The following is a 16212-nucleotide window of genomic DNA, read 5'->3' as shown; positions in this document are numbered from 1 at the left end:
TGGTACATGTTTACGGAGAGCAGTGTGGAAATCAATGCAGCGGCACCCCTGGTGTGGGAGGTGTTCACCGATGTCGAGCGCTGGCCGGAATGGACCCCCTCGGTAAGCAGCCTGGTCGCCCTTGACGGCCCAGAACTCGCCGTGGGCAAGCGATTTCAAATCAAACAGCCGAAACTGCCGACACTCGTCTGGGAGGTCACTGAGCTGGAGCCCGGAGTGTCGTGGACGTGGGTGCAGCGCTCTCCGGGTGGCTTGACGTTGGCAAATCACTTGCTGACGCCGATTGGCGAGGACCGCACTTTGGCGCGTCAGTCGATTGACCAGCGGGGGCCGATCGGAGCGCTAGTCGGCAAACTCATGTTGCGCACCACCCGACGTTACCTGGAAATGGAGGGTTTGGGCCTCAAGAGTCGCAGCGAGCAACTGCGGCACTCTCATGGGTCGCGCGCCTGATCTACAGCGGCGCCAGCAACTTCTCGACGCGCTGGTCGAGGAATTCGCCGCGGGGGGCGTCGGCGACCGTTCACTTCGCGACGTTGCCGCGGCGGTCGGAACCAGTCACCGAATGTTGTTGCACCACTTCGCTTCCCGAGAAGAGCTGTTGCTCGCGATCGTGAACGAGGTGGAACGCCGACAAATGGCCATCCTGTCCGAGCTGCCGTCCGAGCCCGCCGACAGCGTTACCGCGATGTGGGAGAACCTGTCCCGACCGGAGTTGCGGCCGTTCGAGCGCCTGTTCTTCGAGTGTTATTCCCGTGGCGCACAGGGCGAACAGCCCTTCGCCCGCATGGTTCCGGGTGCGGTCGAGGACTGGCTGTCTGAGGTGGAGAAGACGCCCGGCGACGCGACCGACCCGGCCCTGGTGCGGCTGGGCCTAGCCGTCATGCGCGGGTTGTTGCTCGACCTGGTGGCCACGGACGACGATGCCGGCGTGACTGCGGCGGCGGACGTTTTCGCGGATCTGCTTCGGCGCGCAGGGCGGCGGTGACTTCGAGGCCGGGCACAAACGGGCGGCCCGTGGCGTTGCGTTCCACGTGAAGATTCGCTTTGGCGTGGGGCTGGGGGCGGACCGCTCCCGATCAGCTCGCCGAGATCGTCGATCAGCTCGAGTCCAGCGGGATCGACTCGCTGTGGTTCTCCGAGCTCGTGTACTCCCCGGCGGTGGATCCCATGGTCGGTATGGCGTATGCGCTGTCGCGCACGACCCGTCTGAAAGTGGGCACTTCGGTGGCGGTGCTGCCGGGGCGTCACCCGGTGCTGGTGGCAAAACAGCTGGCGTCGTTGGCGGCGCTGGCTCCCAAGCGGGTTCTTCCGGTGTTCGGTCTGCGTTCGGCGATTCCGGCTGAGCGCGAGGTATTCGTCGTTCCCGACGGGCAGCGAGCGGCCGTCTTCGACGAGTCGCTGCAGGTGCTGCGTTCGGTGTTGGTCGACGAGGCGGCCAGTTCCTTCCAGGGCGAGTTCTTCGAGGTCAGCGGGGCAGCTGTCCAGCCGCGGCCGACACCCGCGCTGGACATCTGGGTGGGCGGCTCGTCACCCGCGGCGTACCGCCGCATCGGCGCGTTGGCCGACGGTTGGCTCGGCAGCTTTCTAACCCCGGCAGAGGCCGGGCAAGCGCGCGAGGCGATTGAACGGGCAGCGGCGGAGGCGGGTAGAGAGATAGAGCCTGATCACTTCGGTATTTCGTTGGCGGTCGCGGACGGCGAGTTGCCGGGGGAGTTGGTCGCGGCTGTGCGACGGCGCCGTCCCGATCTCGATCCGCACGAGCTTGTCGCCGCCAGTTGGGAGCAATTGCACCGTCAACTCGACGGCTACCTCGACGCCGGATTGACAAAATTCGTCATCAGGCCAGTAGGCAAAGAGCCTTTTGAGCCTTTGGACGGTTTCATCGATCGGTTTGTCGCCGAGCTGCTGGGCCGCCAGAACTAGTCTTGCGGCGGGCGTTGCGCCGGCTCGATCAGCAGTGTGGGTACACCGCACGTGCCGTCCTTCACGCTGATGACGCGTGTGCCGGGCTTGCGACCCGGGCGGACCTCGGAGACGTCGAGTCCGGCTGCGATGAGCCGCGACCGCGCGGCGTCGGCGTTCGGGACTCGCCACGAAAGTCCCCAGACCTGATCGGTATCCGCCGGCAGCGGTGCGTCCCGCAGGGGTTGCGCGATTTCCACCGTGGCGTCGCCCACGCGCATGAACACCAGCCGCATGCCCCAGTCGGGAAAGCTGCGGTCGAGTGCCAGTCTCAGGCCGAGCCGGTCCCGGTAGAGCGTGATCGCGGCGTCCGCATCCGATGTGCTGACTACCACGTGATCGATCCCGGTGACAACAGCGTCGGCGGTTCCGACTGGAAAGGCCTCGGGTAGGCGATGCGGCGATTCGTGCTCGATCACCAGCATCAGCACGCCGCGAGTGCGTGTTTCGGGCAGCACCACGCCGCGCCAGCGTCGGGTCATTGCGGTGTCGGTGTCACGGCCGAGTCCTGGTGACACGGCGGACGGCTCCAGGCCGTTCGCAGCGAGTTGGGCATGGGCTGCGTCGATATCGGACGTGGCGAATGCAAGGCCTATCGGGCCATCACCCAGTCGATCCAAATACGCGGCTATTGTCCGACCGAGGACACCGTCGCCGTACGGCGTGATCAACTCCAAGTAGGTGTTGTCGAGCCGAAACAGCACATTCGCCGTACCCCATCCCGGGTGATTTCCGCGCCAGGAGGGCCGTCGGGACAACAGCGTGGCGTAGCGTAACGCGGCGTCATCGAGGTCGCGTACGGCGAGAATTAGGTGGTCGAGCGCATCGAACACGAACCCAGCATGCCACCACCACCGATCCCGGTGGTGGTGCCACCTGAACCGGGGAAGCCTCCGATACCGGTCGGCGGCTGTATGGAAAGCAGCTTCTCGAACCGGCGGATTCAGAATTTGGCGACGGCGCCTGCGTCGACGGGCAGCGCCGCGCCGGTGATGTACTGCGCCTCGTCGGAGGCGAGGAACAGCACCGCGTTGCTGACGGCGCGCGCCTCGATCAGGGGTTTGGGCAACATGTGGAACTGCCCGATGACCTCGCCAGCATCGTGCACGGTTGGATTCGGCAGATCCGGCCGCAGCGTTCGGCAGAACCACTCGTTGTCGAGCATCGGCGTCAAGACATTGCCCGGGTGAATCGAGTTCACCCGGATCCATTGCGGTGCAAGCTCATTCGCCAGCGAGTTCATCAACCCGACGACGGCATGCTTCGCCGACGCGTAGTGGGCCATGTAGCCGCCGCCGCGAATGCCCAGCATCGAGCTAACCAAGATGATCGAGCCGCCGCCATTCGTCATATGCGGCAGCGCCACCTTGACGGTGTGCCACACGCCGGTCAGGTTGATGTCCAACATGGTCTGCCACGCGGATTGCTCGATCAGGGCGGCGGGTGCAGGGGCCCCGCTGATACCGGCGTTGGCCACCACGATGTCGATCGCGCCCAGGCCCGCTACTCCCTGCTCGACCGCGGTGCGAAGACTCTCCAGCTCCCGCACATCCGCCTTGGCGGTGACTATGCGACGGCCGGCCTTCTCGACGAGATCCGCGGTGTCCGCAAGGTCGGCCTCGGTCGCGCCGGGATAGGAGACGCCGTCGATGTCATCGCAGACATCGACCGCGATGATGTCGGCGCCCTCCTCGGCCAGTCGGACCGCGTGTTCTCGGCCCTGGCCCCGAGCTGCTCCGGTGATGAATGCGACCTTGCCGGCGACCCTGCCGACCTTGTTGCCTGTCATGGTGACCTTTCGCCCGTACTGCCCGGGTTGACGCTACGTGAGGCCATGCTCGCTGGTGCGAAGATATCGGTGGTTTCGGAGCGGCCCCGCAGCACTGCTCAGTGGCCGGTGAACTGCGGGGGACGACGTTCTGCCGCCGCGGCCACGCCTTCGGCGAAGTCGGCGGTCGCGTGCAGTCGGGTTTGTTCTTCGAGTTCGTGTGCGGTGGCCGCGGCGACGGCGTCGGCGAGTCCGGCGCGCATGGTGGCGCGAATACTGGTCAGCGCCAAGGGCGCCGCGGCGGCTATGCGTTCGGCGAACCGAATCGCCGCCGCACGTACCTCGCCGTCCGCGACCAATTCGTCGAATAGTCCTGCTTTGTAACCGATTTCACCGCTGAGGCGCTCACCTGTCAGTACCCACTCGAGTGCCTTCTGCTGCCCGACGACACGTGGCAACGTCTCGGTGATCCCAAAGCCCGGATGCAGCCCGAGCCGGCTGAAGTTCGCGGCAAACCTGGTGGAGGGTGCTGCGACGCGAAAGTCCGTGCTGAGGGCAAGCCCGAGTCCACCGCCGATCGCGCTGCCGTGCACCGCGGCGACAACCGGTGTGCGGGCGCGAAATAACCGGATGGCTTGGGCGTAAAGCTCTTCGGGCGACACACGATCTTCGGCGGGTCGGGAGAAGTCGGCTCCGGCGCAGAAATGCTTTCCCTCCGAGCACAACACGATCGCCCGGCATTCGACGTCGTCGTCCAGTCGCTCATAGGCGTCGGCGATGCCCTTGATCAAGGCGGTGTCGAAGAAGTTGTTCGGCGGTCTGTGTATCTCGACGACGGCGACGTGCCCGACGGCCTCGACGGTGACGTCCGGTGCGGTCACAGCGAGTCCAGTAGCTCGCGCACGGCCGCATTGAACACCGCAGGCTGGTCCATGTTGGCGGCGTGCCCCGCGTTATCGATAACGACCTTGCGGGAATTCGAGATGTGGCGGTGCATGTATTCGGCCCCAGCCAGGAAGTCGGTGTCTTGGGCACCGACGACCACCAACGTGGGGACCTCGATGCTGTCCAGAGAATTGATCACGCGAGCGTCCTTCTGGGCCATAATTCCGCGGGCGGCGCGCGGGAGGCCTTCGGGATGCTCGTGCACGGCGTGCGCCACTTCCGCCGAGGTATCGGCCTTCGACTGGCCGCGCTCAAGTCGTTGGGCGCGGCGCTCCACCCACGCGTTCCACTTGTCGCGCGCTTCGTCCTTGCGGTAACCGGGTCCCGTGTCGACCAGCACCAGCGCGGCTACCCGCTGCGGGTGCACGAGATGGAAGGCCAGAGAAAGATAGCCGCCCAACGACATTCCGCTGATCACGGCCCGTTCGGCGCCGGCGGCGTCGAGGATTGCCGCCATGTCGGCGACGCTTGCCTGCTCGCTGTAGTGGTCCATGTCCTCGGGTGCATCGCTGCTGCCGTGGCCACGTAGGTCCCAGGTGATCACTGGCCGGTCGACGCTCAGGGCATCGATATTGGGCTCCCACATGCGCGATGTGGCGCCGAAACCGTGGGTGAGCAACACCGGCACGCCGCGTCCGTCCGGGTTGTGCACCCGGAAAGCCAGCGTGACGCCGCCTTCGCGCTCAAGTCGGTTCACTGCACCACCACTCCTTCATCAGACCGATATCGCCGTGTGCCGCAGGCATTGTGCACAGAGGATTGGGCAACGGCCAAGCGTAGTTCGAGCAGTGTAGCGGGCAGCCTGAAGATGGCCTCTGGCATTTCAGGGAGCCTCCGACTATCCGCGCCTCGAATTTTCTGGGTTTACGAAGCAGCAGGTAGGGAATTCAAATCCTGCATGCGCCGATCAGGTTGGTTCTGAAGTCCAGACGAGAGAGGGAGGGGCCATAGTGACGATCAAGAGCACGATGGCTTTTGCCGGCGCCTTTCAGGAGGCCGTGGCGGCGGTGCTAGATGCACTGGTGACCGATGGTGAAGAACGCCACGGAAGCCTGAGGAGCGCCAAGCTTGCCGTCGAGAAGGCCATGCGCGAATCGCACAGTAACGCGGAATGGTTCCTGGCCGACCACCTGCGTCGCGGCATCAAGGATGTCGAGGCGCACGCACTGCTTGCCGCGTAAGAAGTCAGTTCAATCGGGCCACGTTGTGTCCCAAGGCAAATCGAAAAGCAGGATGCTGGCCAACGCCGTGATCTGCCAGACCGAACCCAGCCGTGTTACCCGCCCGCTGGGTCAGCGGGCTCCAAATACCAGGCCCGCCAGGCGATCTCGGTCAGAGCCTCAGCAATGACCTCGTCCTCTTCGGGTGGTGAGTACCGCACCATTTGCTGGCACGCCCGCTCCACCATCCACGTCAGCGCGCGAGCCGTCTCTTGGGGTCGCAAGCCGGTCACCGCCCCCTGATTGATGCCGCGCTCCAACGCGGCAGTGCCACCTTCGCTGATGCTGTCGACTATCGCCTTGTAATTCTCGGCGACGACGGCGTCATAGCTTGCCACTTCGACAACCGCGGTGATGACGGTTTGATGCTTGCGATACACCGCGAGGAGTTGACGGATCGCGCGACGCGCGTCGTCGGGGTCGCGTCGCTCGGAAACGTCCCACCAGAGTCCGGCGGCCTCGGCGAGCTCGGTGAAGACGTGGCGGGTCAGCTGCAGGAGCAACTGGCGCTTGTCCTCGAAGTAGATGTAGAACGTCGCCCGCGATATGCCGGCCGCGGTCGCCAGCTTGTCGACGGACAATTCGGTGAAGGCGAAGCCTTCGCCCATCAGCCGCTCGGTGGCCTCCAGGAGCTGTTGCTCGATCTCGGCACGGCGTTGCTGGCGTGACGATTGGGACTTGCGCGTTGTGGCGACCACGGGATGAGGGTACCGCGAACCTAGACAAAATGGTTAGACATGGTGTCTGGACATTAGCTGCCCGCCTCGATGGCCGCCACCGTCGCAGCGGCCTCTGGACCGCAGAATGGCTGCAGGTTCACCCCGCCGGCCAGAAGCTTGTCGGCGCGTTCTTTGAGGTCGCCGGAGGAAATGTGGGCGTAGAGATTTGCACCCGGGCACGATGTCTGAGCGAAATCCCGGTGGCCGCGCAGAGTGCTGGTTGAAATGTGATAGGTCTGTGCGGCCCACGCACACACGAGGGCGGTTGAATAGAGTTGCGCATCCGTCACGGTTTCTTTGTCGAAGTCGCCCTCGCAGAAGACCAGGAAGTGGCCCGTCGTGTCGTACTCCGTCGCGGTGTCGCCGGCAATGTTGGGATCACGCAATTGGTAGATGTGGCCGTCGCGGTCAATGCCGATGTGATACGCGATGTCGATCCAACCCAGTTGGTCCTGGTGGTACCGCTGGTCCTGGCGGAATCGGTTAGGCGCGTTGCTGTTGGCGCCCAGAACCACGGCGGAGTGGTGGACCGTCAACCGATCGGGAGTGTGTGGCTTGCCTCCGGGGCGGGCGGGCCGGGCACCCCAGGCATCCCGGCACAGTAAGTGGGCCGATGCCGCAGGGGCGGGTGCTGCAGAAGTGGCTGGCTCCGGTGGTGCGATGGTTGGCTGGCTGGCATCGGTCGGGCCGACCGCCGAGGGATTCGACAAAGCAGGACTGGGACTGCTCGTTGGCCCCGGCGCCGGGTCTGCCGCAGTCTTGTTCGAGCATGCGCCAAATGTCGCGGCGATTCCGACGCCGCCGGCCAGCCAGAGCAGCCGGCGTCGGCTGACCGCGTCCGACCGCTTACCGGGCCCGCCATTCGCTGGGGCGTTCATGGCCTCACCTTACGGATAAGGCGGGCAGTTGGGCCACGATCGGTTGCGGTGCGGCTCAAGATACTTCCCGGCCGATTGCTCTTGACTCCGTAGAGTTTGTCGGTCGGTGATCTTAAGATTTCCGGCATGCCCATTGCGAATGGTGCAGTGTTTGCTGGCTATACCATCGAGCGTTTGTTGGGGGCCGGAGGAATGGGCGAGGTCTACCTCGCTCAGCATCCACGGTTGCCCAAGCAGGAAGCCTTGAAAATCCTCCCCGCGGATGTGAGCGCGAACAAGGAATATCGCCAACGTTTCGCCCGTGAAGCCGACATCGCTGCTTCGCTGTGGCATTCGCACATCGTCGACGTCCACGATCGCGGTGAATACGAGGGCCAGCTATGGATCGCTATGGAGTACGTCCAAGGCACTGACGCCGCGCAATTGATGCGGAAACGCTTTCCCCGTGGAATGCCACCGGAAGATGTAGTCGAGATCGTGTCGGCTGTGGCCGACGCACTCGACTATGCCCACGAGCGCCACCTGCTGCATCGAGACGTAAAGCCGGCCAACATATTGCTCACCGACCGCCGGACGGCTGGTGATCGCCGAATCCTACTGGCGGATTTTGGAATCGCTCGCGATACCAATGATGCAAACGGCCTGACAGCCACCAACATGACCGTGGGTACGGTCCTTTATGCGGCGCCGGAGCAGCTGACGGGCAAGGATCTCGATGGCCGGGCAGATCAGTACGCCCTCGCTGTTACTGCATTCCACCTACTCGCAGGAAAGCCGCCGTTCGCCCACTCCAATCCAGCCGTTGTGATCGGTAAGCATCTGTCATCGTCGCCGCCGAAGCTTGCGCGTTTGCGTCCTGACCTCGCGCCGGTTGACGACGTACTGGCCACGGCAATGGCAAAAAAGCCGCTGCATAGGTTCGATACCTGCCGTGATTTCGCGGCTGCCCTGGGTGACGCCGTTGCCGGTTCGACCAGTTCGGCTGAATCCACGCAGGTCGCTCCGCCCATCCCGACTCCTCGGCGCGACGCACCCGACCGCCGGCTAGCGATGATTGCCGGCGGCATCGCTGCACTGATCGCTGTGGGAGTCGTCGCGTATATCGGCGCCCGATTGGCTCAGCCTTCCTCGGCGCCGACCACTGCGGTTGCGCCCTACCCCAGTGCAATACCGCCTGCAACGGCAACGATGGCGCCGCCAGAGACCGTGACTCACACTCAACCACCGGTGACGATCACCCAATCAGCCGCACCGCCGAGCGTCGGGACCCCTACTCGCACAACAACTTCACCGGTCGGCCAGGGCGGAGACCTTGGGTTGTCGACACCCATCAGGAACCCGGCGTGCAACGGGCAGGGGATCGTCGTGTTGGGCTCGGTCACCACCCCGGGTTTATATGCGGTCGGCGTGCAGCGTCTGCTCGACGCCTACCCGGGTGCCTTGTACCTTCGCACCGACCAATCCTGCCCGTCACTGCGTCAGAGAACCACCGAAGGTAACCCCATCTACGCCGTTTACGTACCGGCCGGCATGACACAGAGCGCGGTGTGTGCCAAAGTGCGTGCCGCTGGTGGCAATGCCTATGGGAAGTGGTTGAACTACACGACTGACCCGGAGTACATCATTCCCTGCTGAGGTCGTGCCGTGTTGCGCCGCTACGACACCCAGCCGTCGACAAGCTCCGCCCACCGACGAGAAATCGTCTCCTGCAATTCGTCGCGCTGGCTCCGAATATTGACGTCATCAGGTTCGATCGTTCCGATCGCCAGCTCCGCGAACTCGTCGACCTGATCACGTTCCAACCCGAACGACATGAGGGTGTCCAGATCGCGCTCGGTGTCGATTTCATCCGGCAGCAGCGAACGCGCCAGGAGCACTGCGGCGTTCTCCTCGCCGACCTCCAACAGCAGTGCGACCAGGTTCGACTTGTCGATCTTCACCGTGGCGGGTCACACCGGACGACGGACCGACAACTCAATACCGTTGTCGCGCATGACAGTTCGGCACTGTTGGGGCGTGTAGTCGAAGTTCTGCAGGTCCTTGATGTAGGACGCCGGGTCCGCCAAGCCTTCGACGTGGGGGTAGTCCGACCCCATGATGATGCGCTTTTCGCCCAGCAGCCTCAGCAGGCTGGCCAGTTCGTCCTCGTAGAAGGGCGAGACCCAGACGTGGCGTTTGAAGGTCTCTCGGGGGTCTTCCTGGTAGAGCTGTGGGATCTGGCCGTAGGACTTGGTCAACTTCTCGAACAGGTGAAACACCCAGGCCGAGCCGCTTTCGATGCACGCCATGCGCAGGTTGGGAAACCGGAGGAACAGACCCTTGTGCAGATGGTTGGCGAACGTGTCCTGAAGTGGATCCCCGGAGAACAACGAGCGGAATCCGAGCAACGCCTGAAACGACATCATGTAGTCCGCTTCGCCCCACGCGGGCATGAACTTCGAGTAGTAGGTCTCGCCGGAGTGATAACAGACGGTGATGCCCGAGTCGTTCACCAGTCGCCAGAAGTCGTCGAACATCGGGTCGGCGGGAGCACGCATGCCGACGGCGGTCGTGATCGGTCCTGGCACCATCACGATGAAGCGTGCGTCGCGCTCGAGTGCCCATTCGAGTTCGCGCACGGCGTTGTCCGGCTGGCACAACGTGATGTACGGCGCGGCGAAGATCCGCTCTTGGTAGGCGAAGCCCCAGTCCTCGTGCATCCACCGGTTGAATGCCCGGAACGTCGCAGCGGTGGCATCCAGGTCAGGCAGCAGGGCCTGCTCCATCCCTACCCCGAGAGTGGGCAGCAGAATGCAACCCTGCATACCTTGTTGATCCATCAGTTCCAACCGGGCGTCGCGGTCGCGATACGCGGCGCTGATCGGCTCCAATTCACCAAACAGCGAGTTCAACTCGGCGCCGCGAGGGTTGCGGCCACGGAAGTAGTCGTCCAGTGCGCCGGGCTTGCCCACGGGATCGAAGGTCGGATTCGGGATGAACCTGTTGACCCTGCCCCCGACGATCAGACGCTGCTTGCCATCGAGTTGTGCCCATTGGATGGCGCGCTTCTTGTACTCCGGCTCAATATGGCGAGTGAAGGCGTCGATTGCCTCGTAGTAGTGGTTGTCGCAGTCGAAGAACTTGAACGGAAGCTCTGTCGTCATGGCGGCGCCGTCCTTTCCATGGGGGCCGATCGCGCAAAACTAGAACCATGTTTCAGCTTAGTCTAACTCGAGAGCCATTCCACTAGTAGCAATTCAGCTAATGCCAAGAACGTGGTTCTCATTACTTGCGTGGCAGTCCCAACACCATCGACGCGATGACCGTCAACTGGATCTCCGGCGTACCGCCGCCGATGAGCTCGGCCGGCAGGTCGAAGTACGGCTGGAAAACCGCTGGATCGGATTCCTCCAGCATCGCCATGCGCCCGGTCAGGTTCAGCGTCGCGGTCGAGGCGCGGCGCAGCAGCATCACCATCGCGTATTTGGCGATGCTGGAGGTCGCGCCCGCGCCGTGCCCTTCCACCAGGCGCAATGTCTCGCGCAAGGTCATCGCCTTGATGGCGGTGGCGTAGGCCTCCACGTCGCCGAGAGCGATCAAGGCCGCATCCTGGTCGGGACCATCGATCTCCGCGATGTGCCGAAGCGCCTCCGCGCGATCGATCTTGACGTAGTTGCCGATCGCCGTGCGTTCCACCGCCATGGTCGACACCGCCAGGGCCCAGCCGTCGCCGGGCGCACCGACCAGCATGTCGTCGGGAACGAAGACGTCGGTGAAGAAAACCTCGTTGAATTCCGACCGCCCGCTGGCCTGCTTGATCGGCGACACGTTGATCCCCGGCGAGGACATGTCGATGAGGAAGTAACTGATGCCGCGGTGTTTTGGCGCCTCGGGGTCGGTGCGCGCCAGCAGCGCCCCGAAGTTCGCCTGATCGGCCAGCGAAGTCCAAATCTTGTGGCCGTTGACCAGCCATCCGCCGTCGACCTTGGTGGCTCGAGTGCTCAGCGACGCTAGATCGGAGCCCGCGCCTGGCTCGCTGAAGAGCTGACACCACCGCAATTTGCCACGCAGGGTGGGCCAGGCGAACCGCTCCCGCTGCAGGTCCGATCCGTTGTCGAGGATTGTGGGGATGATCCACTCACCGATGCCGAGCGAGGGTCTTATTAACGCTGGGCGCTTCTCGAACTCGTCGGCGATGATCACCTGCTGGACCGGCGAGGCGGCAAGGCCCCACGGCGGCTTCAGGTGCGGAACAACCAACCCTTCCTGTGCTAACAGGTCGCGCTGATCGCCGTGGGCACGACCGGGCTCGCGCCGGTCTTCCGAGGGCCATGCGTTGTCCAACGCCATTGCGCGGTCCAGGATTTCGGCAACCCGCGCGCGAAACTCCGATTCGATGTCGCCAAGCTGAACCGCGGTGGACCGCTTCATGGTTAGGGCCAACTCGCCCAACTCACGCCTCCACTGCGTTGTTGGTCCCAACGATGCCGCCAGGCTGGTGGCGCGACGCCAGTACAGGTGGGTGTCGTGTTCCCACGTGTACCCGATCGCGCCGAACATCAGCAGCGCGTCCAACACGATGTCGGCGCTGACGAAAACCGCCATCAATGCTGCCGTCGCCGCGGCAAGTCGGTGCTGCTCGATGGATTCGTCAACGGCGCGAACCGCGTCCCAGGCCGCGGCCGCAGCGAGTTCGGAGTTGACGAGGAGCACGGCGGCCTTGTGCTGCAAGGCCTGGAAGCTGCCGACGGGCTTGCCGAACTGTTCGCGGGTCCGGATGTAGTCCGTTGCCGCCTCCGCGCACCGACGAACCGTCCCGGCGGCCGCGCACGCGGCGAGGCTGACCACGATGCAGCGGGCCCGCACGGCGGAGATGCCCGACAGCACCGACGCCGCTGGGACGCGGTGCTCGACTAAGCGCAGCACGCCCACGTCGGTGCACAGGTCGGTTCCGCGTTGTTGCTCGACGCTGAAAGACGGGTCGCGTGATTCGGGCGGATCAAGAACGAACCAAATCTCGTCGTCCGACTCCGACCGCGCGGCCAGCAGGATCCGTTGCGCTGCACATATTCCCAGCGTTGAGGCAGAAGAGCCGTCGAGACGCCAACCATCGCCATCGGGGGTGGCGCGGATATCGCCATCTTCGGGCAGCAGGACCACAGCGGTCTTGCCCGCAGCCAGCTCGGCCAGCAAGGACGCCCCGGACGGGCCGGCCAAACTTGCCACCGCACTTGCCGTCGCGGTGCTCAGCAGTGGGCCGGGTAGCAAAGCTGCGGCCGCCGCTTCGATGACACAGGCCATCTCGGCCAGAGTCCCGCCCTGGCCGCCGACGTCCTCGGGCAGATGCACGGCGTGAAAGCCCTGCGCGGTGAATTGCTCCCACCAGGACGGTATTTCGCCCGCCGCAATCGAGTCGAATCCCGCGCGTGTCTTGTCTATCGGCGCATGGCGAGCCGCGAATCTGCCCACGGCATCGGCCAACTGTTCCTGTTCGGTCGTGATCGCCAGTCCCATAAGTCCTCAGCCGTCCAAACCGAGGATCCGGGCGGCGTTGCCGTACAGGAACTTCGGCCATACTTCGTCCTTCAGCGGAACTTGCGGCAGCTCGCTGAAGATCCGTTCCAGGGACAGTCCCATGGGAAAGTATCCGGCGTAGAGCACCTTGTCGGCGCCACGCGAATTCGCGTAATCGATGATCGCCTTCGGGTAGTACTTCGGGGCGAAAGCTGACGTCGAGTAGTAGAGATTGGGCCACTTGAGCATCAGCTTGACCGCCATATCTTCCCAGGGTTCGCACCCGTGGCGGGTGACGAAAACCAGGTCGGGGAAGTCGAACATCACCACGTCAATGCGTGAGACTTCTTGTGGTGCAAAAGGAACCCGGGGGCCGGGCACGCCCGCGCAGACAAAGATAGGAATGCCAAGCTCGACGCACGTGGCATAGATCGGGTACATCTTCGGGTCGTCGATAGCGACCTGCGGGAAGGTCCCGGCCGGGAACACCGACGTCGCTCGGATGCCGTATTCCTCGTACTCTCGGCGGATCGCTTTGACCGAACCCATCACGTCGTTCGGGTCGACGAGCGCGCCGGACGGAATGAAGCGGTCGGGGAACAGCTTCAGGGCGAGCCGTGCGGAGTCCTCACCGACGCCGATCATCGCCTTCTCGATGCCGAACCTGTCCATCTGCTGCAGAACCAGCGACACCGGGTCGTCGGTCGGCAACCCCTTGGGCACATCCTTGAACATGTACTCAACGGGGAATTCGAAGTCCTCTTTGGACTGACGGTCCTTGGTTTGCTTGCGGATGAAGTCGTACTGAGCGGACCCCTCGTGGGGAAATCCGATCATGGTGTCGATCACCGGCAGACCTACGGGCCCGGCCATGTGTCCTCCGATCTGGCGAGTGGCGTGGCCGCCGTTACTCATCAATAGTGAAACGCGGTTCTATTAGTGTCAAGTTCACCAAACGCAACTAGCTGCGATAACAGCACATTTTTCGTGAGTATGACGTATCATACGTGGAGCAGAGAAGAAGAACGTTCTCGGGAAGGGAATCATCGTCAACGCTCCTGAGTCTCGTGCCGAGCGGGCCGAGTCCGCCGTCTTGCCGCTCGCGACCATGACCAGCCGCCAATTGGTTCGTCGCGCCAAGGTCATCGAAGAGGTGATCGACCTCATTGGCGACGTTGGTGCTGAGGCCGTGCAGATGCGCGACGTCGCCCAGCGTTCCGGAGTGGCGCTGGCGACCGTCTACCGGTACTTCAGCTCGAAGGAGCACCTGCTGGCGGCGGCATTGGAAGACTGGCAGAAGCGCCTGACGCGGCGGATCATGGCCGCTGCCCGCCCTCCCGAGCAGGATCCGTTGTCCGGCATGCTGGAATACCTTCGTCGTGCCGTGCGCGCTTTTCATCGCAACCCCGAGATGACGGCGCTGATGCACCAGATGATGATTTCCACCGTTCCCGAGGTCCGGGCGACGATCGACGAGATGAATCGGACGAACATCGACATGTTCAACCGACTCCTCGATGGCGTTGCGCCAGAAGAGATTCCGAATGTCAGTTTCGGCATCAACGCCGCTTTGGCCGGCGCAATCACCGGGATGCTGGTGCGGAGCCTGACGTTGGATGAAGCGCTGAGCCGAGTCGAATGGGTGGCGCGGGCCCTTATCAACACCGGCACTGCGCAACAGCGCTGACGAAACAATTAGCCACCCCGCGCAACGACTGATCCGGGCACTGAGCGGGTAGACATGCGGCGTGCCTGACAACCGCCTCCTGATTCCGGACCAGACGTGCTGGCGCGTGGCTCATGCGGATCAGTTCGCCGACATCATCGATGCGGCTGACTACTTCAAGCACGTCAAGGCGGCGATGCTGCGCGCCCAGCACCGGATCATGGTGATTGCCTGGGATTTGGACGCCAGGATGAACTTCGAACGAGGCACCATCACCCTTCCGGGTCCCAATCAGCTGGGCCCGTTCCTTTCGTGGTTGCTTTGGAAGCGGCGGGGTCTCGAGGTCTACCTGCTGAGGTCCAATCTGCGACTGCTCCCGGCCTTCGACGACCTCTGGTATGGGCTTACTCCGACGTCGCTGTTGAATCGGGTCAGTAGTAGGCGAATCCATTTCGCGGTCGACGGTGCCCATCCCGCCGGCGCCGTCCATCACCAGAAGATCGCCGTCGTCGATGATGCGGTGGCCTTCTGCGGCGGCATCGACCTGACCGTCCAGCGATGGGACACTCCAGCCCACGAGCATGACAACCGCAGTCGCCGGACCCTGGGCCGCAGCTACGGGGCGCGACACGAGGTCGGGGCGGCGGTGGACGGCGCGGCCGCGCGCGCCCTGGCCGAGTTGGCGCGGCAGCGGTGGGAAACTGCGACGGGCCAATCCTTGACGCCGGTCGAGGCCAAGCATGTCGCCTGGCCGAGCAAGCTAGAACCGACGCTGCGCAACGTCGACATCGGAATCGCGCGCACCCTGCCCGAATTGGACGGTCGCGCGGAGGTTCGGGAGGTCGAGGCACTCAATCGCGCAGCCATCGCATCAGCACGCCACACCATCTACCTGGAGAATCAGTATCTGGCCGCGCGCGGGATTGTCGAGGAGATGGCCGCTCGACTCCGCGACGAGAACGGGCCGGAAGTCGTCATCGTGCTTCCCCGAAAGGGCAGCAACCGGATCGAGAGAGAAACGATGGACGGCGCGCGGCACCGTCTCATTCAGGTCCTGTGGGATGCGGACGAGCATGGGCGGTTGGGCGTTTATTGGCCGGTGACCGACGGCGGTTCACCGGTATACGTGCACTCGAAGGTGTTGGTGGTCGACGATCGGCTGCTGCGCATCGGATCGTCGAATTTCAACAACCGGTCGATGGGGTTCGACAGTGAGTGCGATCTGGCCATCGAGGCCGACCCGAGCAGCCCCGAGCACGACAGCGTCCGGCACGAAATCCTTTATGTGCGAAACAAGCTGGTGGCCGAACACCTGGGTGTCTCGGTCGACGCGTTTGTTGGTGCGATGGATCGGTCCGGTTCCTTTTTCAAAGCTGTAGTGGCTTTGCAAGGTGAAGGCCGATCGTTGCGGCCGTTTACCGATCAGACGATCTCCGACGAGGCGAGCCGGCTCGCGGAGAACGACCTGATGGACCCCGATCATGTGCCGCGCTCGCTGGCCCGCAGCGTTCAGCGGTTTGTTGCTCGCCTCCGGGACTAGCCGGCCCGCGAGATCGCC

Annotated in this window: 16 protein-coding genes and 1 pseudogene; 7 read left to right on the top strand and 10 right to left on the bottom strand. The window is 63.9% G+C overall.

Annotation, left to right across the window (positions count from 1 at the left end; genetic code table 11):
• The first annotated feature begins 6 nt into the window (after window positions 1-6).
• The 3 genes and pseudogenes from BST27_RS09765 to BST27_RS09755 all read left to right on the top strand — a co-directional run bounded on the left by BST27_RS09765 (window position 7) and on the right by BST27_RS09755 (window position 1926).
• Window positions 7-453, top strand: coding sequence for an SRPBCC family protein (locus tag BST27_RS09765; RefSeq protein WP_069420174.1), 447 nt, complete (start codon window positions 7-9; stop codon window positions 451-453).
• Entirely contained in the window at window positions 437-988 is a 552-nt protein-coding gene (locus BST27_RS09760; RefSeq protein WP_069420173.1) for a TetR/AcrR family transcriptional regulator, read from the top strand. Before BST27_RS09765 ends, BST27_RS09760 begins: the two co-directional genes overlap by 17 nt.
• Window positions 989-1034: 46 nt before the next feature.
• A pseudogene (locus BST27_RS09755) lies at window positions 1035-1926 on the top strand (TIGR03854 family LLM class F420-dependent oxidoreductase).
• Here the strand turns inward: BST27_RS09755 and BST27_RS09750 are convergent.
• The 4 genes from BST27_RS09750 to BST27_RS09735 form a co-directional block, all read right to left on the bottom strand.
• A complete protein-coding gene (locus tag BST27_RS09750) occupies window positions 1923-2798 on the bottom strand; it encodes a VOC family protein (RefSeq protein ID WP_069420172.1) in 876 nt (291 codons plus the stop codon). The pseudogene BST27_RS09755 and the gene BST27_RS09750 sit on opposite strands and share 4 nt — an antisense overlap.
• A 110-nt stretch (window positions 2799-2908) precedes the next feature.
• Window positions 2909-3754, bottom strand: a complete 846-nt coding sequence (locus BST27_RS09745; protein ID WP_069420171.1) for a mycofactocin-coupled SDR family oxidoreductase — start codon at window positions 3752-3754, stop codon at window positions 2909-2911.
• 98 nt (window positions 3755-3852) lie between these two features.
• Window positions 3853-4614 carry an enoyl-CoA hydratase/isomerase family protein gene (locus BST27_RS09740; RefSeq protein WP_069420170.1) on the bottom strand — a complete coding sequence of 254 codons (762 nt, stop codon included), beginning with the start codon at window positions 4612-4614 and terminating at the stop codon, window positions 3853-3855.
• Window positions 4611-5375 carry an alpha/beta fold hydrolase gene (locus BST27_RS09735; protein WP_069420169.1) on the bottom strand — a complete coding sequence of 255 codons (765 nt, stop codon included), beginning with the start codon at window positions 5373-5375 and terminating at the stop codon, window positions 4611-4613. Before BST27_RS09735 ends, BST27_RS09740 begins: the two co-directional genes overlap by 4 nt.
• A gap of 253 nt (window positions 5376-5628) precedes the next feature.
• On the opposite strand from BST27_RS09735, the gene BST27_RS09730 reads away from it, so the two are divergent.
• The gene (locus BST27_RS09730) at window positions 5629-5859 is read left to right on the top strand and encodes a hypothetical protein (protein WP_069420168.1); all 231 of its coding nucleotides are present in this window, start codon (window positions 5629-5631) and stop codon (window positions 5857-5859) included.
• Window positions 5860-5954: 95 nt separating this feature from the next.
• On the opposite strand, the gene BST27_RS09725 is transcribed toward BST27_RS09730, so the two are convergent.
• Window positions 5955-6596, bottom strand: a complete 642-nt coding sequence (locus BST27_RS09725) for a TetR/AcrR family transcriptional regulator (protein ID WP_069420167.1) — start codon at window positions 6594-6596, stop codon at window positions 5955-5957.
• A 53-nt stretch (window positions 6597-6649) separates the two neighbouring features.
• Window positions 6650-7495 (bottom strand): peptidoglycan recognition protein family protein, encoded by an 846-nt coding sequence (locus BST27_RS09720; RefSeq protein ID WP_079219910.1) that lies wholly within the window; start codon window positions 7493-7495, stop codon window positions 6650-6652.
• 126 nt (window positions 7496-7621) lie between these two features.
• On the opposite strand from BST27_RS09720, the gene BST27_RS34470 reads away from it, so the two are divergent.
• Window positions 7622-9130, top strand: a complete 1509-nt coding sequence (locus BST27_RS34470) for a serine/threonine-protein kinase (protein ID WP_069420164.1) — start codon at window positions 7622-7624, stop codon at window positions 9128-9130.
• Between the two features lie 20 nt (window positions 9131-9150).
• Here the strand turns inward: BST27_RS34470 and BST27_RS09710 are convergent, their stop codons facing one another.
• From BST27_RS09710 to BST27_RS09695, 4 genes are all read right to left on the bottom strand, one after another.
• Window positions 9151-9435, bottom strand: coding sequence for a hypothetical protein (locus BST27_RS09710; protein WP_069420163.1), 285 nt, complete (start codon window positions 9433-9435; stop codon window positions 9151-9153).
• Between the two features lie 9 nt (window positions 9436-9444).
• On the bottom strand, window positions 9445-10638 hold the full coding sequence (locus BST27_RS09705) for an amidohydrolase family protein (RefSeq protein WP_069420162.1): 1194 nt from the start codon (window positions 10636-10638) through the stop codon (window positions 9445-9447).
• A gap of 121 nt (window positions 10639-10759) precedes the next feature.
• A complete protein-coding gene (locus tag BST27_RS09700) occupies window positions 10760-12988 on the bottom strand; it encodes an acyl-CoA dehydrogenase family protein (RefSeq protein WP_069420161.1) in 2229 nt (742 codons plus the stop codon).
• A 6-nt stretch (window positions 12989-12994) separates the two neighbouring features.
• Window positions 12995-13861, bottom strand: a complete 867-nt coding sequence (locus BST27_RS09695) for an amidohydrolase family protein (RefSeq protein WP_069420160.1) — start codon at window positions 13859-13861, stop codon at window positions 12995-12997.
• 235 nt (window positions 13862-14096) lie between these two features.
• Here BST27_RS09695 and BST27_RS09690 point away from each other — a divergent pair, with 235 nt between their 5' ends.
• Window positions 14097-14675 (top strand): TetR family transcriptional regulator, encoded by a 579-nt coding sequence (locus BST27_RS09690; protein WP_069420159.1) that lies wholly within the window; start codon window positions 14097-14099, stop codon window positions 14673-14675.
• Window positions 14676-14736: 61 nt separating this feature from the next.
• Window positions 14737-16194: a phospholipase D-like domain-containing protein gene (locus BST27_RS09685; protein ID WP_069420158.1), complete on the top strand. Its 1458-nt coding sequence runs from the start codon at window positions 14737-14739 to the stop codon at window positions 16192-16194.
• Window positions 16195-16212 lie beyond the last annotated feature (18 nt).

It is taken from the genome of Mycobacterium intermedium, from assembly GCF_002086275.1.
In the GTDB taxonomy this organism is placed as follows: Bacteria; Actinomycetota; Actinomycetes; order Mycobacteriales; family Mycobacteriaceae; genus Mycobacterium; species Mycobacterium intermedium.
Note: the sequence above shows the minus strand (reverse complement) of the source record. Positions and strands in the feature narration are given on the sequence as shown.